Here is a 24,867-nt window from a genome sequence, read left to right on the forward strand (position 1 = left end):
CACCTCCTCCGCTCGCGCCGAGGAGGTCACCCCTCGGCGGGTCGCCAGTGGCGCAGCACGATGTCGAACTGCTCCCGCGTGGTCGCCCAGTCCTCCTCGGGAGACGACATGTACAGCGCGTACTCGGTTCCGTCGTCCGTGTAGTACACCTGGTCTATCGCGTGGCGCTTACCGGGGTGTGTCCTTTTCTCGTACCAGGTGAACTCCCAGAGACAGGATTCCAGCTGATCACGGAACGTATTCCGGTCGAGCCCCACTCGGCGGTACCGCGGCAGTCTCTCCCGCAGGGCCTCCTCCACGTCGAGCATGTGCGCGTACGGGTCCTCGAAGTCCGGCGCGTCGTCGACGCTGACGCGGATGCGGTGCCTGCCGCCGTCCGGGGTGTAGTCGACCTGGCCGCCCTCCGTCCGCCGCTTCCAGCCGGCCGGCACGAGCAGGCTGAAGCCGAGCGGGTCCCGCACCCGCTCCCATCCCCGCGGCACCCCGCCCGGGCCGGGGGACGCGCCCCGCGCGGGGGTGGCGCCTGGGGCAGGGGCGGCGCTCGGCGCGGGGGCGGCGGCGACACCGGTGGTGTGGGGGGCCCGGCCGGCGTCGACGTACCGCATGACGGCGAAACCGGCGCCGGCGCCGAGCACCGCCGCCGCGAGGAGCACGACCGCGACGGCCCTGCGCCGGCGCGCCCGCCCGGGGGCGCCGGTCCGGCCGGGGGCGGGCGGCGCGACGGGGGCGGGGGCCGTGTCGCCCACCCGGCCGGCGGCGCCGTCCGCGACCTCCCGCAGCTCCCCCGGCGTGACGGGGCGGGTCGGGACGGAGTCCCGTGCGGCGGCCGGCGCACGGCCCCGCACCGCCTCGGCCAGCATGCGCTCCGCCTCCGCGGCGGTGGGCCTGTCGGCGGGGTCCTTGCGGAGCAACGCGGTGATCACCGGGGCGAGCGGGCCCGCGTGCACGGCCGCCCCGGCCTCCTCGGTGACCACCGCCTGCATGGTCCCGATCGGCGAGGAGCGGCGGAACGGCGACTCGCCCTGGACGGCCGTGTAGAGGGTGGCGCCCAGCGCCCACAGGTCGGAGGCCGGGCCCGGGTCCGCGCCGCGGACCCGCTCCGGGGCCAGGTAGTCGACGGAGCCGACGAGCTCGCCGGTGCGGGTGATGGTGGAGTCGCCCTCGATGGCGGCGATGCCGAAGTCGGTGAGCAGGACGCGTCCGTCGCGGGCCAGCAGCACGTTGCCCGGCTTGACGTCCCGGTGCAGCACCCCGGCGGCGTGCGCGGCACCCAGCGCGCCCAGCACGTGCAGGCCGATCCTCGCGGCCTCGCGCGGTGCGATCCGGCCATCCGGCGCGGACTTGACCGCGTCGGCGAGGGAGGGGCCGTCGACGTACTGCATGACGATCCACGGGCGGCCGTCGTGCTCCAGCACGTCGTGGACGGTGACGACGCCCGGGTGGGTGATCCTGGCGGCGGCCCGCGCCTCCTTCTGCGTACGGGCGTGCAGGACGGCCCGGTCGGCCTCGGAGACGTACTGGCCCGCCGTCAGCTCCTTCACCGCCACGGTGCGGTGGAGCACCTCGTCGTGGGCGCGCCACACCCTGCCCATCCCGCCCCGGCCGATGGTCTCGCCCAGCCGGTAGCGCCCCGCGAGCACCTGCCCCCCGCCCCTGCCCTGAGTCTGTTCCACGTGTCTCCGCCCGGCCCGCCCCGCTGCTTCGGGGCAAGGTTACGGAGGGTACGCGGCGCGGGGAACCTCGGGGGCGGCGGCGGATGCCGCCCCGGGACGCGCATCCTTCCGATTGGCGTGAATTCGCCACCATCTGCGGTCCGAACGGGTTAACCGGCGGACCGTCAGCGGGTGGCGTGGTACGCCTTGGTGGCCTGCTCGTAGATCTCCGTGACCTTGTCCCGCCCGGACTCGGGGCCGATGACCTGGATGACGTGGTAGCGGTCCCCGACGAGGAGTGCGAGGTTCCGCACGTACACCTGGCGCCCGTTGACGTCCTGCCAGGTGAACTGGCCCTCGGCCATGGCCTGCCGGCCGACGTCGACGCGGCGCAGACCGGTCGCCGTCGCCCAGGTCGAGTCGCGCCACGGCTGGAGCTCGCGCTCCTTGCCGCGCTGGTACTCCAGCGGGTCCGCGCCGGCGGTGCGGACGGTGTCGCGGCCGGGGACGACGATCAGCGTGTAGTCGCCGTCCGAGTAGCGGACCTGCCCGACGTCGTTGATGGGGCTGCGGCGCCAGGTCCGGTCGACGCCGATGCGGAAGCCCTCCGGGTCCTCCCGGACGACGTACCCCTCCGGCAGCGCGGGCGCGGTGGGCGTCCCGGCGTTCGACGAGGGCGCGGGTCCGCCGGGGACCGGGCTCTGCGGCACGGGCTCCGCCTGGCCGGGCGGGACCTGCGCGGGCGGCACGGAGGCGGTCGGCCGGGCCGTGCCGGTGGGCTGCTGCGACCGGTCCTGCGTCCCCGCCCCCGGCATGAACGCCACCGCGTACGCGACGGCGGCCGCGAGGCCGAGCAGCACCACCAGCAGGAGCGTGCGCCCCAGTGCGCGCGGGCTGCCCCCGGACCGCCGCTGCCCGGCCTTCGCGCGGCGGTGCCTGGCGGGCGCCGGGGCCGCGGGGGCGGTGGGGGCGGAGGTGCGGGTGCGGGTACGGGTGCGGCGCCTGCGGACCAGGTCCCCACGGCGGCGGAGGATCGGCAGGCGGGCGGCGTCGGCGGACGGCATGGGGACGACGGAGGCGCCCGCGTCGGGTTCGGGCGCCGAGCGGACGAGGGAGCGCAGCCAGCCGCGCAGCTCCTCGAAGTCGGGGCGCTCGGTCGGGTCCTGGCGCAGCAGCGACTCGACGACCGGGCGCAGCGGGCCGCACTCCTCGGCGAACGCGGGCGGTTCGGAGCAGACCATCTGGACGAGTTCGGCGGCGCTGTCCTCGGGGTACGGGGCGTGGCCCTGGAGGACGCGGAACAGCAGCGCGCCGAGCGCCCACAGGTCCGTGGCGGGGCCGATGGGCGGGGCGAGCCGCCAGGTGCCGTACACGGGACCGGCCTGCTCGGGCGCCCACCGCTCGGTGACGGCGCCGACGACGGCGATCCGCGCCTGGCGGGCCCGCTCGGCGGCGAGCGGCGTGGCGGGGCCGCGGTAGACGGAGGCGGGGTCCGCTCCGCCGTCCGCGCCGGCGTGGTCCCGGTCCGTGCCGGCCCCGGGGCCGGGGGGGCCGGGGCCGGCGCCGGGAGTCGGCGCTCAGGGCGGCCCGGGCGCCGCCGTACGGGGCGACCTCCCCGTCGGAGGGGCCGCCGCCCGCGGAGACCGGGCCGTCCCGCCACGTGCCGGTGAGCAGCGCGCGCGGAGGGCGGCCCCCGTCGTCCCCGTCGTCCCCGTCACCGTGGACGTCGTCGGGGCCGTAGGGGTCCTGGGCGCCGTGGGTGCCGTAGGGGTCGTGGGTCCCGTAGGGGTCGTGGGTGCCGTACCGGGTGGTGCCGTCGTCCCCGTCCACCTCGTCGTCGGCGTCGCCGTCGTCGGCGATGCGGTCCGCGGCCTGGGCGACGTACTGGGGTTCGTAGCCGCTGGGCAGGGCCGGCGGGCCGGGCGGGAGCGGGGCGGGGGCCACGGCGCGGGGCACGGCGCGGGAGACCTCGTACACGTCGTCGTACGGACCGTCCTCGCCGTGGGCCCGCACGTGCCCGGTGACGACCTCGGCCTCACCGCCGTACTCGTCGTACTCGCCGTACTCGCCGTACGGATCGTCCTCGCCGTGCTCGGCGTACTCGTCCTCGTCCCCTCCGTCGGGGCCGTCCGCGTACGGCTCCGGCTCCCCGGCGTCGTGCCCGTGCCCGTACGGGTCGCCCTCCCCCTTCCGGGGAGGGGGCGTCCTCGCCGTCCGGGAGCGGCACCGGCGCGTAGCCGCACAGGGCCTCCTCGGCGGCGCCCGTGGCGAGCCCGCTCAGGACGACCCGGCCGTCGTCGCAGACGAGGACCGTGCGCTCGGTGACGTTGCGGTGCGTCCAGCCGTGGGCGTGCAGCGCGCGCAGCGCCGTGAGCACGTCGGAGGCGATCTCGGCGGCGCGGTACGGGCCGAGCGGCTCGTCGCGGACGAGGGCGGCGAGCGGCCGGCCGGCGACCAGCTCGCTGACGATCCACAGCGAGCCGTCCTCGGTGAAGACGTCGAAGACCTGGTCGAGGCGCGGGTGGTCGGGGATCCGGGCCACCGCCTGCACGGCCTCGACGGCCCGCCGGATGGCCGGATCGGGGGCCGCGCGGACGGCCGTGCGCCGCGGCGCGTGCCCGTACGGGAGGTCGTGGGCGCCGTCCGCGTCGACGACCTCGGCGTCCACGGTCTCCGGCAGGGGCAGCTGCCGGACCATGACCTCCTGGCCGCTGTACGTGTCGAAGGCGCGCGTCTCGACCGGTCCGTACGCCTCGTCGTCGCCGTCCTCGCCGTAGGGGTCGACGGGCAGGCGATAGCGGTCGGCGAGCACCCTTCCCGCGTAGTCGTCCACGGCACCTCCCCAGCAGTGCGCTGTCCCCCCGGCTCCGCCGTCCGCACGGAATCGTGCGGAGCCGTCGATCCCGGTCCTTGCCTGTGCGGTCACCCCTGCGGTGCGCCCTCGTACGGCCCGCGCGTTCTCACGATACGTGCCGCGGGTCAGTCCGTGGGCCGGAACGTCGCGAACGCGGTGTTCCTGAGCGCGGTGCACTCCGGCCCGTCCCACTCGCCGGACTCGCAGGAGATCATGATCGCGTAGCCGTGCGTGGCGTCGACCTTGAAGCCCCTGTTGAGCACCCGTACCCGCTTCCCGTCCTGGTTCCGTTCGAACTGCCAGTCCGCGGCGGTCGGGTAGCCGTTGTACGAGACGGGCCTGATGCCGTGGTGCTCGTAGCCGTTGCTGCTCGCGGCGACGGCCCCCATGGCGGCGGTCCACGCTGCGGCGGCGTCGCGGCCGGGGCTGTCGGTGTAGTCGACCTGCACGCGCGGGAAGCCGCCCGAGGCGCTGAACACCCCGCCGGAGCCGCGGCCCGCCACGTCCGTCATGCGGAAGCCGGCGGGCATGGCCATGGAGAAGTGGAAGCGGCCGTTGGTGACCATCCGGTACCCGGCGGGGAGTGCGGGGCCGGTCCCCGATCCGGCTCCGGGCGAGGAGGACGGTCCGGTGCCCGTGCCCTTGCCGCCCGCCGTGCCGGACCCGCCGCCCGGGGCGGCGGAGCGGCCCTCGTCCCGCTGCCGTCCGGGCCCGCCCCCGGGGCCGCCGTCGCCGGTGCCGCTCTCGGAGGGGCCTCCGGCGCCGGGGCCCGCCGAGGCGGTCCTGTCGCCGCCCGGGGTGCCGCCCGTGCCCCGGGCGGTCGTCCCGCCGTCGCTTCCGAGGGCGAACGCGAGGACGGTGGCGAGGACCGCGAGGACGGCCACGACCGCGATGGTGACCAGCGTGCGCCGGGGCACCACGTCGGTGAGCGGCGCCCGTACGGGGGCGGGCGGACCGGAACGTTCCGCCGTGGGCGGCTTGGCCTGCCGGGCGGCGGCCGCCGCCGCGGCGGCGTTCCGCACCGACCGCAGGGCGCCGCGCAACCGCTCGGCGGTCGCGTCGCCGACCGGGGCGTCGCCGGACGTCGTGGCGGTGGCGTCCGCGGCGGCCGGCCCCGGGGGAGCGGTACGACGCGTGTGGCCTCCGGGGACGGTCCGGGTCCCGTCGGGGCGGCCGGGGCCCCGGTGGCGCGGACGACCTCGTCGAGCAGTGCCCGCGCGCCGGCGTCGTCGAGGCGCTGCGCCGGGTCCTTCGCGAGCAGTCCGTAGATGACCTTGTCGAGCGGGCCGGCGTTCTTCGGCGGGTCCAGCTGCTCGGTCATGACGGCCGTGAGCGTCGCTATGGCCGAGCCCTTGTCGTACGGCGGGTGGCCCTCCACGCAGGCGTAGAGGAGCCCGCCGAGGGACCACAGGTCGGCGGCGGGGCCGGGGCGCTGGCCGCGGGCGCGCTCCGGCGAGATGTAGGAGGGGGCGCCGACGAGCATGCCGGTGGAGGTGATGGACGGGTCGCCCTCGACCTGGGCGATGCCGAAGTCGGTGAGGACGACGCGGCCGTCGTCCGACATGAGGACGTTCGACGGCTTCACGTCGCGGTGGAGGATGCCCTGGCGGTGCGCGGACCGCAGCACGCCGAGGACGGCGAGGCCGACCTCGGCGGCGCGCCGCGGTGTGAGGGTGCCGTCCTGGCGGATGACGTCGGCGAGGGAGCGGCCCTCGATGAGCTCCATGACGATCCACGGGCGGTCGTCCTCGTCGACCACGTCGTAGACCGTGACGGCGCTGTTGTTGCGGATCCGGGCGATGGCCTTGGCCTCGCGCAGGGTCCGGGTGATGAGGCGTCGCTTCTCGTCCTCGTCGACGGCGTTGGGGAAGCGCAGTTCCTTGACCGCGACGGTGCGGCCGAGGGTCTCGTCGACGGCCCGCCAGACCGTGCCCATGCCGCCGCGCCCGAGGACGGCGCCGAGCCGGTAACGGCCCGCCAGCAGCCGTCCCCCCGCCGCGGCGCGGACGGTGCCGGCGGGCTTCTCCGCCGCGTCCGCCCCCGTCCCGCCGGTGTCCGCACCCGCGGCCGGCCCGCCCGACGGCTCCTCGTCGCCCGGGGTCCCGTCGGCGGGGTCACCGTCGCGCGCGGTCCCGTCGGCCGGGGGCTCGTCGCGCGGACCCTCCTCCGCGGGGGTCCCCTCCCGCAGGGTGCCCTCCGCGGGGACCTCGCCCTCCGGAGCCCCGTCGCGCGGGCTCTCGTCCGCGGACACCCCGCCCCGCGCGGTCCCGCCCGCCGGCTCCTCGTCGCGCAGGCTCCCCTCCGCGGGGGTCTCCTCCCGCGGGGGCGTGCTCGCGGGCGCGGTCTTCGCGGGTGTGTCCGCGGCCGGGGCGCCGCCGCCGGAACCGGTGCCCTTCGCGGCGTCACCTGCCGGGGTGCCGCCCTCCGTACCGGCGCCGCCCCCCGCAGGCGCGGTCCGCCAGGTCCCCCCGCCCCGCACCGCCGCGTCCTTCGAGGACGCGTCCTTCGAGGCCGTGCCCTCGTCGTCGCCCCGGCGAGGTTGCCGCGCCGCGTCCCGCGACTGCTCCGCTCCCGACATGCGTCCCCTCTGCGATCCTGTTTCCCGCCCGCGCCTGCCGCGTCCGCGTGATTCGGTAACCCGCCCTGGTGGCGCCTTCATTGTCCCTCACCCGGGGACCGGTGGTTCTCCCGGGTCCGGCGTCGGCGAGGATGGCCGTGAGGGAGGGGGCCGCGCCGTGCCGAAGTCCAGGACGAGACGGGTGGTGTTCTCGGTCGTGGTCCTCTGCGGGCTGACCGCCGGTCAGCCGGCGGCCGCCCCCTCCCCCGCTCTGGCGAGGCTGGTCACGGCGGGGCGCGCCCCGGCCGCCGCGCTCCTCTCCGGGACGCCCGGGGCTCCCGGGGCCGTCCGGTTCGAGACGACGGGACCGGGCGTCGGCCGCGCCGACCACTTCCGCGCGGGCAGCGTCACGAAGACGTTCGTCGCCACGGTCGTCCTCCAACTGGCGGCCGAGGGACGGCTCGCGCTCGACGACCCGGTCGCCGCCCGCGCCCCCGGGCTCCTCCCTCCCCCACTGGGCCGGCGCGTCACCGTACGCCACCTCCTCACCCACACGAGCGGCTTGCCGGACCTCACGCGCCCCACCGGTCCCGCCGTACCGCCCGAGGGGATCGGCGCGGCCCTGGCCTCCTCCGGCTCGAGGCCGCCCGGCGGCTTCGCCTACTCCAACACCAACTACGTCGTCCTCGGCCGGATCGTCGAGCGCGTCACCGGCCGCTCCTACGCCGCCGAGGCCCACCGCCGCATCGTCGTCCCCCTCGGCCTCACCGGCACGAGCTTCCCCGGCGCCCGCAGGACCCTTCCCGTACCGCACGGGCGGGGGTACGACCCGGCCGGACGGGACGTCACGGTCCTGGACCCGCGCGTCGCGGGCGCCGCCGGCGAACTGGTCAGCACCCTCGCCGACCTCAACCGCTTCCAGGCCGCGCTGCTCGGCGGCCGCCTCCTCCCCCGGCCCAGCTGGACGCCCTGCTGGACACCTCGTCCACCCGGGGCCGCTACGGCATGGGGCTCTTCCCCACCCGGCTCCCCTGCGGGGTGACCGTCTGGGGCCACAACGGCCGCATCCCGGGCAGCTACGTCCGCACCGCCGCCACCGCCGACGGCCGACGCGTCCTCACCTTCCGGGTGAACACCGACACCCTGGCCGCCGCCCCGGGGCCGCCCCTGGAACGCTCGGTGCTGGAGGCGGAGTTCTGCCCGCGCGGCGGCGCCGCGGTTCACAGCGGCACGATGTCCGGGGCCCCCAGCCGGGCCGCGTCCGCGGTCTGGTCGTCCGGCTGGCGCTGCGACTCCCGCTCCGCCTCGACCCGCTTCTCGTAGTGCTCCACCTCCTTGGCGACCTGCTCCTCGCCCCAGCCGAGGACCCGTGCCATCAGTTCGGCGCACTCGCGGGCGCAGCCGGTGCCCCGGTCGAAGGTCTCGATGGAGATCCGGGTGCGGCGCGTGAGCACGTCGTCCAGGTGCCGGGCGCCCTCGTGGGAGGCGGCGTAGAGGATCTCCGCGCGGAGGTAGTCCTCGGCCCCGGTGACGGGCCGCTTGAGGGCCGGGTCCCCGGCGACGAGGTCGAGCAGTTCCTCCGCCAGGGTCCCGTACCGGTTGAGCAGGTGCTCGACCCGGGCGACGTGGAGGCCCGCCCGAGCGGCGACGCGGGCCCGGGCGTTCCACAGCGCGCGGTACCCCTCGGCGCCCAGCAGCGGGACCTCGTCCGTGACGCAGGGGGCGACCCGCGTGTCCAGGCCGTGGACCGCCTCGTCCACCGCGTCCCTGGCCATCACCCGGTACGTCGTGTACTTGCCGCCCGCGACCACGACCAGCCCGGGCACGGGGTGGGCGACCGTGTGCTCGCGGGACAGCTTGCTGGTCGCGTCGGACTCGCCGGCCAGCAGGGGGCGCAGCCCCGCGTAGACGCCCTCCACGTCGTCCCTGGTGAGCGGGGTGGCCAGGACGCCGTTGACGCGGTCCAGGAGGTAGTCGATGTCGGCGCTCGACGCTGCGGGGTGCGCCTTGTCGAGGTCCCACTCCGTGTCGGTCGTCCCGATGATCCAGTGGCGGCCCCACGGGATGACGAACAGGACGCTCTTCTCCGTGCGCAGGATCAGGCCCGTCGTGGAGTGGATGCGGTCCTTGGGGACGACCAGGTGGATGCCCTTGGAGGCGCGGACGTGGAAGCGGCCGCGCTCGCCGATCAGCGCCTGCGTGTCGTCCGTCCACACGCCCGTCGCGTTGACCACCTGCCTGGCGCGGATCTCGTACTCGCCGCCCGCCTCCACGTCCTGCACCCGGGCGCCGACGACCCGCTCGCCCTCGCGGAGGAAGCCGACGACCCGGGCGCGGTTGGCGGCGTGCGCCCCGTACGCCGCGGCCGTCCGCACCAGTGTGGCGACGTAGCGCGCGTCGTCCATCTGGGCGTCGTAGTACTGCAGGGCGCCCACCAGCGCGTCCCTGCGCAAGGCGGGGGCGGCCCGCAGGGCGCGCCGGCGCGACAGGTGGCGGTGCACGGGCAGGCCGCGGCCGCGCCCCGAGGAGACGGACATCGCGTCGTACAGGGCGACGCCCGACCCGGCGTACAGGCGCTCCCAGCCCTTGTGCCGGAGCGGGTAGAGGAACGGCACCGGTTTGACGAGGTGCGGCGCCAGCCGCTCCAGCAGCAGGCCGCGCTCCTTCAGCGCCTCCCGCACCAGCGCGAAGTCGAGCATCTCCAGGTAGCGCAGGCCGCCGTGGATGAGCTTGCTGGACCTGCTGGACGTGCCCGACGCCCAGTCACGGGCCTCCACCAGGCCCGTGGCGAGGCCGCGGGTCGCCGCGTCGAGCGCCGTGCCGGCCCCGACCACACCGCCGCCCACGACCAGTACGTCGAGCTCGTGCTCGGCCATCGCGGCCAGGGCCGCGCTCCGCTCCGCGGGTCCCAGTCTCGCCGTCCTCACCGCTGCCTCCCGTCGCCGTCCCCCCGTGTGCCCGGGCTCACGGATTCGATTCTGTCCCCGCGCACCGGCATCGGCCACCGCCCCCGCGCCGCCTGTGGACAACACTCGGACGGCCACGGCCGCGCAATACCGCATAACGGTCATATTTAAGCCTAGTCTGACATTGCGTCCGCTTGTTCCGTCCACCGGACCCGCGCGTCGCGCCCCCTCCGGCTACTGGGAAGGACGGCTCACGCCCATGCCCGCAGACCTCGCCGTCATCGGCCTCGGCCACCTCGGGCTGCCCCTCGCCCAGGCCGCCACCGCCGCCGGCATCGGCACGATCGGCTACGACACCGACCCCCGGCCGGTCGCCGAACTGGCCGCCGGACGGCCCCCGGTCGACGGCTCCCTCACCCCGTCCGAGATCCGCCGGATGCTGTCCACCGGCTTCCGCCCCACCGCGCACCCCGACGAACTGGGCCGCGTCCGCACCGCCGTCATCTGCGCCCCCACCCCGCCCGACGCCGCCTCCCGCACCCTGGACCTGACCGCCGTCACGGACGCCGCCCGCGCGCTCGCCGCCCGGCTGCGCCCGTACACCACCGTCCTGCTGGAGTCGCCCGTCCCGCCCGGCACCACCGAGGACGTCCTCCGTCCGATCCTCGAGGAGGGCTCCGGGCTGTGCGCCGGGCGCGACTTCCACCTCGCGTACTCCCCCACCCGCCTCGACCCCGGGGACCGCGCCGACGGCCACGCCCACATCCCCAAGGTCATCGGCGGCCTCACCTCCGCCTGCACCGAGTCCGCCGCCGCCTTCTACGGGCGCCTCACCGACAAGGTCGTACGGGCCCGGGGCCCCCGCGAGGCCGAGACGGTCAAGCTGCTGGAGACCAACTTCCGGCACGTCAACATCGCCCTCGTCAACGAGATGGCGGTGCTCTGCCACGAGCTGGGCGTCGACCTGTGGGACGTCATCCGGTGCGCCGAGACCAAGCCCTTCGGCTTCCAGGCGTTCCGCCCCGGCCCCGGCGTCGGCGGCCACGGCGCCCCCGTCGACACGGTCGGCCCCCACCTCCCCCTGCGCCTGGTGGAGACGGCGAGCCGGATCAACGAGCGGATGCCCCAGTACGTGATCCGGCGCTCCGCCACGCTCCTCAACGAGCACGGCAAGTCGGTGCGCGGCGCCCGGATCCTGCTCCTGGGCGTCACCTACAAGCCCGACCTCGCCGACCGCGAGGGCTCCCCGGCGCCCGAAATCGCCGGGCGGCTGACGGACATGGGCGCGACGGTCGGCTATCACGACCCGTACGTACCGGTCTGGCGGGTGCGCGACGTGCCGGTCCCGCGCGCCGACTCCCTGTACGAGGCGGCCGCGGACGCCGACCTGACGATCCTGCTCCAGCACCACCGCACGTACGACCTGCAGGGGCTGGCCGTCAAGGCGCAGCTGCTGCTCGACACGCGCGGCGCCACCCCGGTCGGCACGGCGCACCGGCTCTGACCCCGGCCGCCGGCACCACCGCGGCCCGCGGCGCCGTCACGGGGGGCTGCTAGTGTCCGCCTCTGATCCACGCGCAGTCGTGCACACGTCAGGTGCCGGCCGCCCGTTCCTTCCAGGGGGATTCCCGGCATGAGCCAGTCCGTTCCGCCGCCGCAGTCCGGCAACCCGTTCGCCGACGCCCCGGGCACCGGCCCGGCCGCGCCGCAGCAGCCGTTCCCGCAGGCCCCGGCGCCCGCGCGGGACAACCTCGTCCTCGGGCTGCTCGCCGCCCTGGTGGCCGCCCTGGTGGGCGCCGGGGCGTACGGCGGCATCGGCGGCGCCCTCGAACGGGAGATCGGCTACGCGGCGGTGGGCGTCGGCCTGCTCGTCGGCTTCGCCGCCGGCAAGGCCGGCGGCCGCAGCCCGGTCCTCCCGGTCGCCGCGGCGCTCCTGTCGGCGGGCGCGGTCTACCTGGGCCAGCTCGTCACCATCGCGGTCCTCCTCGGCAAGATGGGCGAGGGCTCGTTCACCGAGGTCTTCTTCCAGAACTTCGGCGGTGTGACGGAGCTGTGGAAGCTGGCCGCGGACGGCATGACCTACGTCTTCCTCGCCATCGGCGCGGTGACCGCCTTCGCCGGCGCCAGGAAGGGCTCGGCCTGACCGGCCGCACGGCCGTGCACTGCGGGGAGGGGCCCGCACCCCGTCGGTGCGGGCCCCTCCCCGCGGCGTCCGCGGCGCGGGCCCGGGGTCAGCGGCGGTGCTGCGAGTCCGCGACCGTCACCTCGACGCGCTGGAACTCCTTCAGCTCGCTGTAGCCCGTCGTCGCCATCGCCCGGCGCAGCGCGCCGAAGAAGTTCATCGACCCGTCCGGCGAGTGCGACGGGCCGGTGAGGATCTCCTCGGTCGTCCCGGCGACGCCCAGGTCGACGAGCTTGCCGCGCGGCACGTCCTCGTGGACGGCCTCCATGCCCCAGTGGTGGCCCCGGCCGGGCGCGTCCGTGGCGCGGGCCAGCGGGGAGCCCATCATCACCGCGTCGGCGCCGCACGCCACGGCCTTCGGCAGGTCGCCGGACCAGCCCACGCCGCCGTCGGCGATGACGTGCACGTACCGGCCGCCGGACTCGTCCATGTAGTCGCGGCGGGCGGCGGCCACGTCGGCGACCGCGGTCGCCATCGGGACCTGGATGCCCAGGACGTTGCGGGTGGTGTGCGCCGCGCCGCCGCCGAAGCCCACCAGCACGCCCGCCGCGCCCGTGCGCATCAGGTGCAGGGCCGCCGTGTAGGTGGCGCAGCCGCCGACGATGACCGGGACGTCCAGCTCGTAGATGAACTGCTTGAGGTTCAGCGGCTCGGCGGCGCCGGAGACGTGCTCGGCGGAGACCGTCGTGCCCCGGATGACGAAGATGTCGACTCCGGCGTCGACGACGGCCTTGGAGAACTGGGCCGTGCGCTGCGGGGAGAGCGCCGCGGCGGTGACGACGCCGGCGTCGCGGACCTCCTTCAGGCGCTGCCCGATCAGCTCCTCCCTGATCGGGGCGGCGTAGATCTCCTGCAGACGGCGGGTCGCGGTCTCCCCGTCGAGCCCGGTGATCTCGTCGAGGAGCGGCTGCGGGTCCTCGTAGCGGGTCCACAGGCCCTCGAGGTTGAGGACGCCGAGGCCGCCGAGCTCGCCGATGCGGATCGCGGTCCGCGGCGAGACCACGGAGTCCATGGGGGCGGCCAGGAAGGGCAGCTCGAAGCGGTAGGCGTCGATCTGCCACGCGATCGAGACCTCCTTCGGGTCCCGGGTGCGCCGGCTCGGTACGACGGCGATGTCGTCGAAGGCGTACGCCCTGCGGCCGCGCTTGCCGCGCCCGATCTCGATCTCAGTCACGATGTGTGGCCTTTCCTTCTGCGTCTGCGCCTACCAGTATCCCCGACGGGCGCGCGCAGGGGCGGCCCGGGCGCGGTCCCGGGCCGCCCCTGCGGCGGTGTCGAGCGGGGGTCCGCTCAGCGCTTGCTGCTGTAGTTCGGCGCCTCGACGGTCATCTGGATGTCGTGCGGGTGGCTCTCCTTGAGGCCCGCCGAGGTGATGCGGACGAACCGGCCGCGCTCCTGGAGCTCGGGGACGGTGCGGCCGCCGACGTAGAACATCGACTGGCGCAGGCCGCCGACGAGCTGGTGGACGACCGCGGAGAGCGGGCCGCGGTAGGGCACCTGGCCCTCGATGCCCTCGGGGACCAGCTTCTCGTCGGAGGCGACGCCCTCCTGGAAGTACCGGTCCTTGGAGAAGGAGCGCTGGTCGCCGCGGGACTGCATGGCGCCGAGCGAGCCCATGCCGCGGTACGACTTGAACTGCTTGCCGTTGATGAACAGCAGCTCGCCCGGCGACTCCTCGCAACCGGCCAGGAGCGAGCCGAGCATCACCGTGTCGGCGCCGGCGACCAGGGCCTTGGCGATGTCGCCGGAGTACTGCAGGCCGCCGTCGCCGATGACCGGCACGCCGGCCGCCCTGGCCGCGAGCGCGGCCTCGTAGATCGCCGTGACCTGCGGGACGCCGACGCCGGCGACGACGCGGGTGGTGCAGATCGAGCCGGGGCCGACACCGACCTTGATCGCGTCGGCACCCGCGTCGACGAGCGCCCGGGCACCGTCGCGGGTGGCGACGTTGCCGCCGATGACGTCGACGCCGGAGTTGGACTTGATCTTGGCGACCATCTCGCCGACCAGCCTGGAGTGGCCGTGGGCCGTGTCGACGACGATGAAGTCGACGCCCGCCTCGATCAGGGCCTGCGCCCGCTCGTACGCGTCGCCCGCGACGCCGACGGCGGCGCCGACGAGGAGGCGGCCCTCCTTGTCCTTCGCGGCGTTCGGGTACTTCTCCGCCTTGACGAAGTCCTTGACGGTGATGAGGCCCTTGAGGATGCCGTCGTCGTCGACGAGCGGCAGCTTCTCGATCTTGTGGCGGCGCAGCAGCTCCATCGCGTCGACGCCGGAGATGCCGACCCCGCCCGTGACCAGCGGCATCGGGGTCATGACCTCGCGCACCCGCCGGGCGCGGTCGGTCTCGAAGGCCATGTCGCGGTTGGTGACGATGCCCAGCAGCCTGCCGGACGGGTCGGTGACCGGCACGCCGCTGATGCGGAACTTGCCGCAGATCGCGTCGGCCTCGGCGAGCGTGGCGTCGGGGCGGATCGTGATCGGGTCCGTGACCATGCCGGACTCGGAGCGCTTGACCAGGTCGACCTGGTTCGCCTGGTCGGCGATCGAGAGGTTCCGGTGGAGGACCCCGACGCCGCCCTGGCGGGCCATGGCGATGGCCATGCGGGACTCGGTCACCTTGTCCATGGCGGCGGAGAGCAGCGGGATGTTCACCCGGACGTTCCGCGACAGCCGCGAGGAGGTGTCGATCTGGTCGGGGGCCATGTCCGACGCGCCCGGCAGGAGCAGCACGTCGTCGTAGGTCAGCCCGAGCACCGCGAATTTCTCCGGCACTCCGTCGACGTTGGCAGTCATGACACCTTCCTCAATGGCCTTGATCGGCACGGATGTCCATGCTATCGGCCCGGGCGCGCGTCTCATTCCACGAACAAGATCACCCAATGGTTTTGTACGTTCATACGTATGACATCCGTCATACGGCTCCGCGACAGCGCGCCGGGCCGGGTCCCGCGCCGTGTCCCTACTGGCCGGCCAGGGCCCGCAGGCGGCTGAGCGCGCGGTGCTGTGCGACGCGTACGGCCCCGGGGGACATGCCGAGCATCTGACCGGTCTCCTCGGCGGTGAGGCCGACGGCGACGCGCAGGACGAGCAGCTCGCGCTGGTTCTCGGGGAGGTTGGCCAGCAGGCGCCTGGCCCATTCGGCGTCGTCGCTGAGGAGGGCCCGCTCCTCGGGGCCCAGCGAGTCGTCGGGGCGCTCGGGCATCTCGTCGGAGGGCACGGCGGTCGAGCCGGGGTGCCGCATGGCGGCCCGCTGCAGGTCGGCGACCTTGTGCCCGGCGATCGCGAAGACGAACGCCTCGAACGGGCGGCCCGTGTCCCGGTAGCGGGGCAGGGCCATGAGGACCGCGACGCAGACCTCCTGCGCCAGGTCCTCGACGAAGTGGCGGGCGTCGCCGGGCAGCCGGCTCAGCCGGGTGCGGCAGTAGCGCAGGGCCAGGGGGTGGACGTGGGCCAGGAGGTCGTGCGTGGCCTGCTCGTCGCCCTCCACCGCGCGGTGCACGAGCGCTCCGATCGCCCCCCGCCCGGCGGAGGGCGTCGGGGGGGCCGGCGTCTGGTCGTCGCGCATCGGTCCATGGTGCCTTGACCGCGTCCGCTCCGAGGCACCGCGTCCAGCCTTGTGCACCGAAGCGTTATGAGCAGGTGCGCCGGAAGTCATCCCCTGCGCCCTCCCCTCCCGCTCGATCGACTCGTCCCCGAGGGACCCCACTCCTCAAGGATGCGGCATCACGCAGGAAACAGACATCGGGCCTGCGCCGCCCCGTCCGCCACGCGGCGGACGGGGACCGGGACGGCCTCGCCGGGGCCGGGCTAGCGCACCAGGCCCCAGCGGAAGCCGAGCGCGACGGCGTGGGCGCGGTCCGAGGCGCCCAGCTTCTTGAACAGCCGGCGTGCGTGGGTCTTGACCGTGTCCTCGGAGAGGAACAGCTCGCGGCCGATCTCGGCGTTCGACCGGCCGTGGCTCATGCCCTCCAGCACCTGGATCTCGCGGGCCGTGAGCGTCGGCGCGGCGCCCATCTCGGCGGAGCGCAGCCGGCGCGGGGCGAGCCGCCAGGTCGGGTCGGCGAGGGCCTGGGTGACCGTGGCCCGCAGCTCGGCGCGCGAGGCGTCCTTGTGCAGGTAGCCGCGGGCGCCGGCGGCGACGGCGAGGGCGACGCCGTCGAGGTCCTCGGCGACCGTGAGCATGATGATGCGGGCGCCGGGGTCGGCGGAGAGCAGCCGCCGGACGGTCTCCACACCGCCCAGGCCGGGCATGCGCACGTCCATCAGGATCAGGTCCGAGCGGTCCGCGCCCCAGCGGCGGAGGACTTCCTCGCCGTTGGCCGCGGTCGTCACGCGCTCGACGCCGGGCACGGTCGCGACGGCGCGGCGGAGCGCTTCTCGGGCAAGCGGGGAGTCGTCGCAGACGAGTACGGATGTCATGGCCGTCCTCCGCAGCTGATGCGCGTCACCTTGGGCCTCCAGGCTGGTTACGAATCGTCACCTGTGCGGTTGACGCCCTCGGACACCCGCCCGAGCGCTTTTCCTTCAACCGCCTCCGCACTCTCAACGATGGTCACTCGAAAGAGTTACGGGTACGAGCACCTCTCCAACACTCCGCGTGAAGGGGCGTACGCGGAGCAGAGCGCCGCAGGTCGCCGCCGCTCCATCCAGAGCTATGCCCCATTTAGCGGTTTTTCCTTCCCTTTGGCAGTGTCTGTAGCTAGATTCGCAATGAGTCATATTTACATCTACTGCGACAAGTAGTCCGCTCAGTAAGCTCCGCACCGGTACCAAGGGGACATGCGCCATGGCAGATTTCTCCCGCCTTCCCGGACCCAACGCCGACCTGTGGGACTGGCAGCTGCTCGCGGCCTGCCGGGGGGTCGACAGCTCGCTGTTCTTCCACCCCGAGGGGGAGCGCGGCGCGGCGCGGAGCGCGCGTGAGAACTCGGCGAAGGAGGTCTGCATGCGCTGCCCGGTGCGGGCCGAGTGCGCCGCCCACGCCCTGGCCGTGCGCGAGCCCTACGGCGTGTGGGGCGGCCTCACCGAGGACGAGCGCGAGGAGCTGATGGGCCGGGCGCGCGCCCGGCTGGTCACGACGTCGACGCCGTCGGGGAAGAGCTGACGGCGGGCCGGTCCCGTTTTCTAGAGGAACGTTTCAGCAACCACGTCCCGGCAACAGCGCGCACAGGCGGCGGGCCACCCCTCCCGGCGCCCGGCGCGCACCCGCCGGCGACCGCGCACCCGCGACCGCACGCGCGGGGCCGCCCGGGCCCGTGAGGAGCCCCGCCGCCCCGGGCCGTCCCCCTACGCGCGCGAAGCCGCCTCCGCCAGCCGGTCCAGCGTGGCCGCGACGGCCGGGACCCGCGCCAGGTCCGGCAGGGTGAGGGCGACGATCTCCCGCTCCACCGGCGGCTCGACCGCGACCGTACGGGCGCCCCGGGGCCGTACCGACTCCACGGCCAGCTCCGGCAGGACCGCCACCCCGAGCCCGGCGCCGACGAGGCCCACGACCGCCGGGTAGTCGTCGGTGGCGAAGTCGATGGAGGGGGTGAAGCCGGCCTCCTCGCAGACCTCCACCAGCTGGCGCCGGCACCGGGGGCAGCCCGCGATCCAGGGCTCCCCGGCCAGGTCCCCGATCGCCACGGCGCCCGCGCCGGCCAGCCGGTGCCCCTCGGGGACGAGGCCGACGAGCCGGTCGGCGAGCAGGGGTCGCACCACCAGGTCGTCCCACTCGGCGGCGCCGCCCGCGTACCGGAAGGCCAGGGCGACGTCGCAGTCGCCCTCCCGGAGCATCTCGACCGAGCGGGGCGGCTCCGCCTCGACGAGGGAGACCCGGACGCCGGGGTGCTCGGCGCGCAGGGCGGCGAGGGCGGTGGGGACCAGCGTGGAGCTGCCGCTGGGGAAGGAGACGAGCCGGACGCGGCCGGCGCGCAGGCCCGCGATGGCGGCGACCTCCTCCTCGGCGGCGGTCAGCCCGGCGAGGATTCCCGCGGCGTGCCGTACCAGGGCCTCCCCGGCCTGGGTGAGGCGCATCTCGCGACCGGTGCGGACGAGCAGCGGCGTGCCCGCGGACGCCTCCAGCGCCTTCATCTGCTGGCTGACCGCCGGCTGGGTACAGCCCAGCTCGCGGGCCGCGGCGGAGAAGGAGCCGGTGGCGGCCACGGCGCGGAAGACTCGGAGGTGGCGGGCTTCGATCACCAGTCGACCATAAGGCCTTCTTTATCTTTCCGTGAAATCCCAACTGGATTCTTTGAGCGAATCGGCGCTAGCGTGCGGCCATGGGAGAGATCACCGCGATGCGGGTGCTGACGGTCAACACGGGGCGCCGGGAGAAGACGGAGCACACCGACGCGCCGGGCGGCGAGACGGGGATCGGGAAGGTCCCGGTGGAGGGGCCCGTACGGGTGGCGGACCCGGGCCCCGCAGGGGTCGGCGGCGGGGGCGTGGCCGGGGACGCCGTGTGCGACCTGCGCCACCACGGCGGTTCGCACCGGGCGGTGTACGCCTTCGCGCGCGAGGAGCTGGACCGCTGGGAGGAGGAGCTGGGCCGGCCGCTGCCGAACGGTTCCTTCGGGGAGAACCTGACCACGTCGGGGGTGGACGTCGACGGGGCGCTGCTCGGGGAGCGGTGGCGGATCGGCGCGTCGCTGGTGCTGGAGGTGACGGACGCGCGCGTGCCGTGCCGCACGTTCGCCGGCCGGCTGGGCGAGCGGGGGTGGGTCAGGCGGTTCACCGAGCGCGGGGCGCCGGGGGCGTACCTGCGGGTGGTCGAGCCGGGCGAGGTCCGGGCGGGCGACCCGGTCGAGATCGCGTACCGGCCGGGCCACGGGGTGACCGTGGCGGTGGCGTTCCGCGCGCGGACCACGCGGCGCGAACTGCTGCCGCAGGTCCTGGCGGCGGGTGACGCCCCGCATCCGGAGCTGCTGGAGGCGGCGCGGAGGTACGCGGAGCGGACGCCCCGGACGCCGGTCCCCTGAGCCCCCGGCCCGCACGGGCGGGGCGCCGGCGGGCGGGGCGCCGGCGGGGCACTAACGTGCCGCGTATGACGAGTGCACTGATTACCGGCGCGACGGCGGGCATCGGGGCCGCGTTCGCGCGGCGGCTGGCGGCCGACGGCCGCGACGTGGTCCTGGTCGCCCGCGACGCGGAGCGGCTGCGGGAGCAGGCGACCGAACTGCACGACCGGCACGGCGTCGAGGCGGAGGTGCTGCCCGCGGACCTCGCCTCGGAGGAGGGCATCGCCGCCGTCGAGGCGCGCCTCGCCGACGCGAAGCGGCCCGTGGACCTGCTGGTCAACAACGCGGGGTTCGGCAACAAGGGCCGCTTCCTGGAGGTGGCGATGGCCGACGAGCTGCGGATGCTGAAGGTGCACTGCGAGGCGGTGCTGCGGCTGACGGCGGCGGCGACGGCGCCGATGTGCGAGCGGCGGCGGGGCGGCGTGGTGAACGTCGCGTCCGTCGCCGCCTTCGTGCCGCGCGGGACGTACGGGGCGTCGAAGGCGTGGGTCGTGCAGTTCACCCAGGGCGTGGCACGGGACCTCGCGGGGAGCGGGGTGCGGCTGATGGCGCTGTGCCCCGGCTTCGTGCGGACGGAGTTCCACCAGCGGGCCGGGATGGGCACGGACAACATCCCCGGGTGGATGTGGCTGGACGCCGACAGGGTCGTGGAGGACGCGCTGGCGGACCTGGCCCGCGGACGGACGCTGTCGGTGCCGGACCCGCGGTACAAGGCGCTGATGGGCGTGGTGAAGCTGGTCCCGCGCGGGCTGCTGGGCGGGGTGAGCTCGCGGGCGGGGCGCAGGTACGGCCCGCGGTAGGGCGCTCGGGCGGAGCGGAGCGGGACGGCGGGGCGTTCCGGACGCGGGCCGCTCCGCGTCCGGGGCCGGACCGCGGGGCGGGGCGGCGGGGCGGGGCGCCGGGTCAGCGGGCCGGGTCCTTCGGGCGGAACGCCTCGCGGCCGTGGGCGAGGAACGCGCGGACCGCCGGGTCCCGGGTGTTCTTCCAGACCAGGGCGAGCAGCGCGGGCGCCCGGGCGTCCTCGATGACGCGGGCCGTGAGCCGGTCGTCGTGGTGGGCCGCCATCGACTCGCTGAGCACGGCGACGGCGAGGCCGCGTGCGGCCAGGTCGGCGACGGCGTCCGCCGCGCCGGCCTGCAGGGTGACGGCGGGCCGCACCCCCGCGTCGGCGCAGGCCCGGTCGAAGACGGCGCGCAGGCCGGTGCCGGGCGGCATGCAGACGACCGGGTGGGCGGCGACGTCGCGCAGGGTGGGGCGCCGCCGCTCCGCCAGGGGGTGCCCGGCCGGGACGGCCGCGACGAGCCGCTCGCTGGCGAGGACCAGCGACTCCAGTCCCTCGGGGGGCGGGGCCGGGGTGCCGACCAGCGCCAGGTCGAGGGCGCCCGTGCGGACCGCCGCGACGAGCCGGTCCGAGTCGGCCTCCCGCAGCAGGACCTCCACGCCGGGGTGCGCCCCGTGGAACGCGGCGAGGGCGTCGAACAGCGGGGTGAGCGTGCAGCCGACCACCATGCCGAGCGAGAGCCGGCCCCGTACCAGACCCGTCACCCCGGCCACCGCCCGGCCCAGCGCGTCGGCGGCGGCGAGCGCGGCCCGGGCGTGTTCGAGGGCGGCCTCCCCGGCGGCGGTGAGGGTGGCGATGCGCGTCGACCGGTCGAACAGCTCCGCGCCCAGTTCCTGCTCCAGTCCGCGTATCCGCGCGCTGATCCCGGACTGGCTGATGTGCACCCGCTCCGCGGCGCGGGTGAAGTTCCGCTCCTCGGCGACCGCGACGAAGTACTCCAGCTGCCTCAGGTCCATGACTGGTGATTCTAGTTTCCAGCAGAACCATCTGTTGGACTTCTGAACGGCCGGTGGCGAGGCTGGAGTCCGGAGTCCCGTGCAGGAGGAGACCATGTCGGAGCAGTACGAGAAGGCCATGCGGCCCGAGGACCTCACCCGCCTGTTCGTGGAGCGGTCGAACGCCGGGGACGCGGCCGGGGTCGCCGCGCTCTACGAGGAGGACGCGGTGCTCGCGTACCCGCCCGGGCGGCGGACGGTCGGCCGGGAGGCGATCCGCGCGCTGTGGGAGCGGGTGCTGGCCGACCGGCCGCACTTCGAGCCGGAGCCGCCGCTCCCGACGCTCGTCTGCGGCGACGTCGCGCTCACCTCCACGCCGCCGGGGGACGGTGCCGGGGCGCGGGCGCAGGTGGTGCGGCGCCAGCCCGACGGGAGCTGGCTGCGGGTGCTGGACCAGCCGGAGTTCACGCCGCCGCGCGGCTGAGCCGGGCCGGGGGACGGGCGGGGCCCGGCGCCCCTCGCGGGGGCACCGGGCCTCGTGGTGCGCGGGCCGGGCCGGAGCCGGCCCGCGCGGGGTGACCGGGGGTCAGTGGGAGTGGCCGTGGCCGTGGCCGTGGCCCGCTTCCGCCGGCTCCTCCTCCTTCTTCTCCACCACGAGGGTCTCGGTGGTGAGGAGGAGGGAGGCGATCGACGCGGCGTTCTCCAGCGCCGAGCGGGTGACCTTCACCGGGTCGATGACGCCGGCCTTGACCAGGTCGCCGTACTCGCCGGTGGCGGCGTTGAAGCCCTGGCCCTTGTCGAGCTCGGCGACCTTCGAGGTGATGACGTAGCCCTCGAGGCCGGCGTTCTCGGCGATCCAGCGCAGCGGCTCGACGGCGGCGCGGCGGACGACCGTGACGCCGGTGGCCTCGTCGCCCTCCTTGCCGAGGTTGCCCTCCAGCACCTTGACGGCGTGGACCAGCGCGGAACCGCCACCGGAGACGATGCCCTCCTCGACCGCGGCGCGGGTTGCGGAGATGGCGTCCTCCAGACGGTGCTTCTTCTCCTTCAGCTCCACCTCGGTGGCGGCGCCGACCTTGATGACGCACACGCCGCCGGCGAGCTTCGCGAGGCGCTCCTGCAGCTTCTCGCGGTCCCAGTCGGAGTCGGTCGTCTCGATCTCGGCCTTGATCTGCGCGACGCGGCCCTGGACGTCCTCGGACCTGCCGCCGCCGTCGACGATGACGGTGTCGTCCTTGGTGACGGTCACGCGGCGGGCGGTGCCCAGCACGTCGAGGCCGACCTGGTCGAGCTTGAGGCCGACCTCCTCGGCGACGACGGTGGCGCCGGTCAGGGCGGCCATGTCGCCGAGCATCGCCTTGCGGCGGTCGCCGAAGCCGGGGGCCTTGACCGCGACGGCGTTGAACGTGCCGCGGATCTTGTTCACGACCAGGGTCGACAGGGCCTCGCCCTCGACGTCCTCGGCGACGATCAGCAGCGGCTTGGAGCCACCGGTCTGGATGATCTTCTCCAGGAGGGGCAGCAGGTCCGCGATGGCGGCGATCTTGCCCTGGTGGATCAGGATGTACGGGTCGTCGAGGACGGCCTCCATGCGCTCCTGGTCGGTGACCATGTACGGCGACAGGTAGCCCTTGTCGAAGGCCATGCCCTCGGTGAAGTCCAGCTCCAGGCCGAAGGTGTTGGACTCCTCGACGGTGATGACGCCGTCCTTGCCGACCTTGTCCATGGCCTCGGCGATCAGCTCGCCGACCTGCTGGTCCTGGGCGGAGAGCGCGGCGACCGCGGCGATGTCGGACTTCTCGTCGATCGGGCGGGCCGTGGCGAGCAGCTCGTCGGAGACGGCCTTGACCGCGGCGTCGATGCCCTTCTTCAGGGCGGCCGGGGAGGCGCCCGCGGCGACGTTGCGCAGACCCTCGCGGACCAGCGCCTGGGCCAGGACGGTGGCGGTGGTGGTGCCGTCGCCCGCGATGTCGTTGGTCTTGGTCGCCACCTCCTTCACCAGCTGGGCGCCGAGGTTCTCGTACGGGTCCTCGACCTCGACCTCGCGGGCGATGGTGACCCCGTCGTTGGTGATGGTGGGCGCACCGAACTTCTTGTCGATGACGACGTTGCGACCCTTGGGGCCGATCGTCACCTTGACGGTGTCGGCAAGCTTGTTGACGCCGCGCTCAAGGGCGCGACGGGCGTCCTCGTCGAACTTCAGGATCTTCGCCATGGGAGCGATTCAGCCCTCTCGGTACTGGGTGGAGAAGGAACGGCGCCCCTCGCCGCCCGGCGCACGTGCGGCAGCACAGCAGCGGGGGCCAGGGGCGCGGTTCACGGCACGTGGTGGATTACTTCTCGACGATCGCGAGCACGTCGCGGGCCGAGAGGACGAGGTACTCCTCGCCGCTGTACTTCACCTCGGTGCCGCCGTACTTGCTGTAGAGCACGACGTCGCCGGTCTTGACGTCGAGCGGCAGGCGCTCGCCGTTCTCGAAGCGGCCCGGGCCGACGGCCAGGACGACGCCCTCCTGGGGCTTCTCCTTGGCGGTGTCCGGGATGACCAGGCCCGAGGCCGTGGTCTGCTCGGCGTCGAGCGGCTGGACCACGATGCGGTCCTCGAGCGGCTTGATGGCAACCTTGGAGCTGGTGGTCGTCACGATCCGACCTCCCCCTTCGGAGATCTCACGGGGTCAACTGTCTGAGGTGGCGACCAGGTGGATCCGTCGTCGCGGGTGCCGGACCTGCCCGTCGCTGTGTTGGCACTCTCCTGCGGGGAGTGCCAGAGCCGAGACTATGACCGCGGTTAGCACTCGGTCAAGCGGAGTGCCAGTCACGGGGTCGCGCGCCGCTCTCGCACCGGTACTGACGTGCGACGGAGGTCGAACGGATCTCCGCCGCGGGCGCGTCGCGGCTCACACGTAGTCCTCCAGCCGGGCCACCGCGTACCCGCGCGCCGTGATGGTGTCCACGGCCCGGCGGATCATGTCGGCCATCGATCCCTTCCACTCGCCGCGGCCCCGGAAGTGGGTGAGGACGATGTCGCCGGGGTGCAGGTCGCGGTCCCACTCGCGCCACTCCATGCGGTCCGGGAACGCCTCGGCGGACCACAGCGGCACGGCCTTGATGCCGCAGTCGCGGGCGGCGCGCAGCGTGTCGGCGTCGTAGTTGCCGTACGGCGGGCGGAACAGCGTGGGCCGCTTGCCGTAGCGGCGTTCGATCACGTCCTGCTGGCCGCAGATCTCGCGCTTCTGCTCCGCGTACGACAGCGCGGGCATGTAGGGGTGGGTGAGGGTGTGGTTGTGCAGGGCGACGCCGAGGCCCTGCATGCGCTTGAAGTAGCCGTAGTCCTCCTTGACCAGGTAGTCGCTGAGGAAGGCGCTGTAGGGGATGTCCAGTTCGGACATCATCCGCAGCAGTTCGGGGTCCTTCTCCGCGCCGTCGTCGATGGTCAGGAACACCACGCGGTCGCGGGTGGGGACGGTGGTGAAGACCGGGGGGAGGTCGGGGTCGCCGACCTCGAAACCCTTACGGAAGGTGATCTTCGGCTTCATCTTCGGGGGTCCGGCGGAAGGAGCGGCGTCCGCTTCAGCCCCCACCGCCGGGCGACGGCCGTACGGGCCGCGTGCGCCCGCCGGAACCGTTCCGCGTACGCGCTCAGCGCCCCGGACCCGGTCCGGGCCTGCGGGAGCCCCCCTCCCGCCCCTCCGGGGCCTGCCGGCCCTCGCGGCCGTGCCGGCCCGCCGCCGACGGCGCCGCTCCGGGCGGGTCGGTGCCCTCCGCCGCGCAGGCCGTCCCCAGGGCGGCGGCAAGCAGGGCCGCAGCCACCCGTAGACCGGTCCTATTTACCGATGATGGACGCTTTTGTCGTACTAGCTGCATGGCGCCGCATCCTGTCAGTGCGGCGCCCCGGGACGCGGACGACACCGCCGCCGGGCCGGCACCGTCCCCCGGCCG

16 protein-coding genes and 4 pseudogenes are annotated in these 24,867 nt (G+C 74.9%); 7 read left to right on the forward strand and 13 right to left on the reverse strand.

Annotated features, from left to right (window positions below; translation table 11 throughout):
- Positions 1-26: 26 nt before the first annotated feature.
- The 3 genes and pseudogenes from LUW75_RS08340 to LUW75_RS08355 form a co-directional block, all read right to left on the reverse strand.
- On the reverse strand, positions 27-1,673 hold the full coding sequence (locus LUW75_RS08340) for a serine/threonine-protein kinase (RefSeq protein ID WP_250335053.1): 1,647 nt from the start codon (positions 1,671-1,673) through the stop codon (positions 27-29).
- 164 nt (positions 1,674-1,837) lie between these two features.
- Positions 1,838-4,485 (reverse strand): annotated as a pseudogene (locus LUW75_RS24935) (protein kinase).
- A gap of 146 nt (positions 4,486-4,631) precedes the next feature.
- Positions 4,632-6,490: pseudogene (locus LUW75_RS08355) on the reverse strand (serine/threonine-protein kinase).
- A 751-nt stretch (positions 6,491-7,241) separates the two neighbouring features.
- Here LUW75_RS08355 and LUW75_RS08360 point away from each other — a divergent pair.
- Positions 7,242-8,269 (forward strand): annotated as a pseudogene (locus LUW75_RS08360) (serine hydrolase domain-containing protein); the annotation flags it as partial.
- Between the two features lie 14 nt (positions 8,270-8,283).
- On the opposite strand, the gene LUW75_RS08365 reads toward LUW75_RS08360, so the two are convergent.
- On the reverse strand, positions 8,284-9,990 hold the full coding sequence (locus tag LUW75_RS08365; RefSeq protein WP_250335056.1) for a glycerol-3-phosphate dehydrogenase/oxidase: 1,707 nt from the start codon (positions 9,988-9,990) through the stop codon (positions 8,284-8,286).
- A gap of 238 nt (positions 9,991-10,228) precedes the next feature.
- Between LUW75_RS08365 and LUW75_RS08370 the strand changes: the two genes are divergently transcribed.
- Entirely contained in the window at positions 10,229-11,473 is a 1,245-nt protein-coding gene (locus LUW75_RS08370) for a nucleotide sugar dehydrogenase (RefSeq protein WP_250335057.1), read from the forward strand.
- Positions 11,474-11,602: 129 nt separating this feature from the next.
- Positions 11,603-12,112: a hypothetical protein gene (locus tag LUW75_RS08375; protein ID WP_250335058.1), complete on the forward strand. Its 510-nt coding sequence runs from the start codon at positions 11,603-11,605 to the stop codon at positions 12,110-12,112.
- Positions 12,113-12,200: 88 nt separating this feature from the next.
- On the opposite strand, the gene LUW75_RS08380 is transcribed toward LUW75_RS08375, so the two are convergent.
- The 4 genes from LUW75_RS08380 to LUW75_RS08395 form a co-directional block, all read right to left on the reverse strand.
- Complete coding sequence (locus LUW75_RS08380) at positions 12,201-13,325, reverse strand: GuaB3 family IMP dehydrogenase-related protein (protein WP_250335059.1); 1,125 nt, start codon at positions 13,323-13,325, stop codon at positions 12,201-12,203.
- Between the two features lie 116 nt (positions 13,326-13,441).
- Positions 13,442-14,947 carry an IMP dehydrogenase gene (gene guaB, locus LUW75_RS08385; protein WP_250335060.1) on the reverse strand — a complete coding sequence of 502 codons (1,506 nt, stop codon included), beginning with the start codon at positions 14,945-14,947 and terminating at the stop codon, positions 13,442-13,444.
- Between the two features lie 166 nt (positions 14,948-15,113).
- Positions 15,114-15,719, reverse strand: a complete 606-nt coding sequence (locus LUW75_RS08390) for a sigma-70 family RNA polymerase sigma factor (RefSeq protein WP_284453819.1) — start codon at positions 15,717-15,719, stop codon at positions 15,114-15,116.
- Positions 15,720-15,961: 242 nt separating this feature from the next.
- The gene (locus LUW75_RS08395) at positions 15,962-16,573 is read right to left on the reverse strand and encodes a response regulator transcription factor (RefSeq protein WP_003948568.1); all 612 of its coding nucleotides are present in this window, start codon (positions 16,571-16,573) and stop codon (positions 15,962-15,964) included.
- A gap of 367 nt (positions 16,574-16,940) precedes the next feature.
- Here LUW75_RS08395 and LUW75_RS08400 point away from each other — a divergent pair, with 367 nt between their 5' ends.
- A complete protein-coding gene (locus tag LUW75_RS08400; protein WP_250335061.1) occupies positions 16,941-17,258 on the forward strand; it encodes a WhiB family transcriptional regulator in 318 nt (105 codons plus the stop codon).
- A 182-nt stretch (positions 17,259-17,440) separates the two neighbouring features.
- Here the strand turns inward: LUW75_RS08400 and LUW75_RS08405 are convergent, their stop codons facing one another.
- On the reverse strand, positions 17,441-18,334 hold the full coding sequence (locus LUW75_RS08405; RefSeq protein WP_250335062.1) for a LysR family transcriptional regulator: 894 nt from the start codon (positions 18,332-18,334) through the stop codon (positions 17,441-17,443).
- A 98-nt stretch (positions 18,335-18,432) separates the two neighbouring features.
- Here LUW75_RS08405 and LUW75_RS08410 point away from each other — a divergent pair, with 98 nt between their 5' ends.
- A complete protein-coding gene (locus LUW75_RS08410; protein WP_250337598.1) occupies positions 18,433-19,113 on the forward strand; it encodes an MOSC domain-containing protein in 681 nt (226 codons plus the stop codon).
- Between the two features lie 65 nt (positions 19,114-19,178).
- On the forward strand, positions 19,179-19,952 hold the full coding sequence (locus tag LUW75_RS08415) for an SDR family NAD(P)-dependent oxidoreductase (RefSeq protein ID WP_250335063.1): 774 nt from the start codon (positions 19,179-19,181) through the stop codon (positions 19,950-19,952).
- Positions 19,953-20,055: 103 nt separating this feature from the next.
- On the opposite strand, the gene LUW75_RS08420 is transcribed toward LUW75_RS08415, so the two are convergent.
- Complete coding sequence (locus LUW75_RS08420) at positions 20,056-20,949, reverse strand: LysR family transcriptional regulator (protein WP_250335064.1); 894 nt, start codon at positions 20,947-20,949, stop codon at positions 20,056-20,058.
- A gap of 94 nt (positions 20,950-21,043) precedes the next feature.
- Here LUW75_RS08420 and LUW75_RS08425 point away from each other — a divergent pair, with 94 nt between their 5' ends.
- The gene (locus LUW75_RS08425; protein WP_250335065.1) at positions 21,044-21,412 is read left to right on the forward strand and encodes a YybH family protein; all 369 of its coding nucleotides are present in this window, start codon (positions 21,044-21,046) and stop codon (positions 21,410-21,412) included.
- A gap of 102 nt (positions 21,413-21,514) precedes the next feature.
- On the opposite strand, the gene groL is transcribed toward LUW75_RS08425, so the two are convergent.
- From groL to LUW75_RS08440, 3 genes and pseudogenes are all read right to left on the reverse strand, one after another.
- A complete protein-coding gene (groL, locus tag LUW75_RS08430) occupies positions 21,515-23,143 on the reverse strand; it encodes a chaperonin GroEL (RefSeq protein ID WP_250335066.1) in 1,629 nt (542 codons plus the stop codon).
- A gap of 118 nt (positions 23,144-23,261) precedes the next feature.
- On the reverse strand, positions 23,262-23,570 hold the full coding sequence (gene groES / locus LUW75_RS08435; protein ID WP_017949608.1) for a co-chaperone GroES: 309 nt from the start codon (positions 23,568-23,570) through the stop codon (positions 23,262-23,264).
- A gap of 255 nt (positions 23,571-23,825) precedes the next feature.
- Positions 23,826-24,792 (reverse strand): annotated as a pseudogene (locus LUW75_RS08440) (polysaccharide deacetylase family protein).
- Positions 24,793-24,867: the final 75 nt, after the last annotated feature.

This window comes from Streptomyces sp. MRC013, assembly GCF_023614235.1.
Lineage (GTDB): Bacteria > Actinomycetota > Actinomycetes > Streptomycetales > Streptomycetaceae > Streptomyces.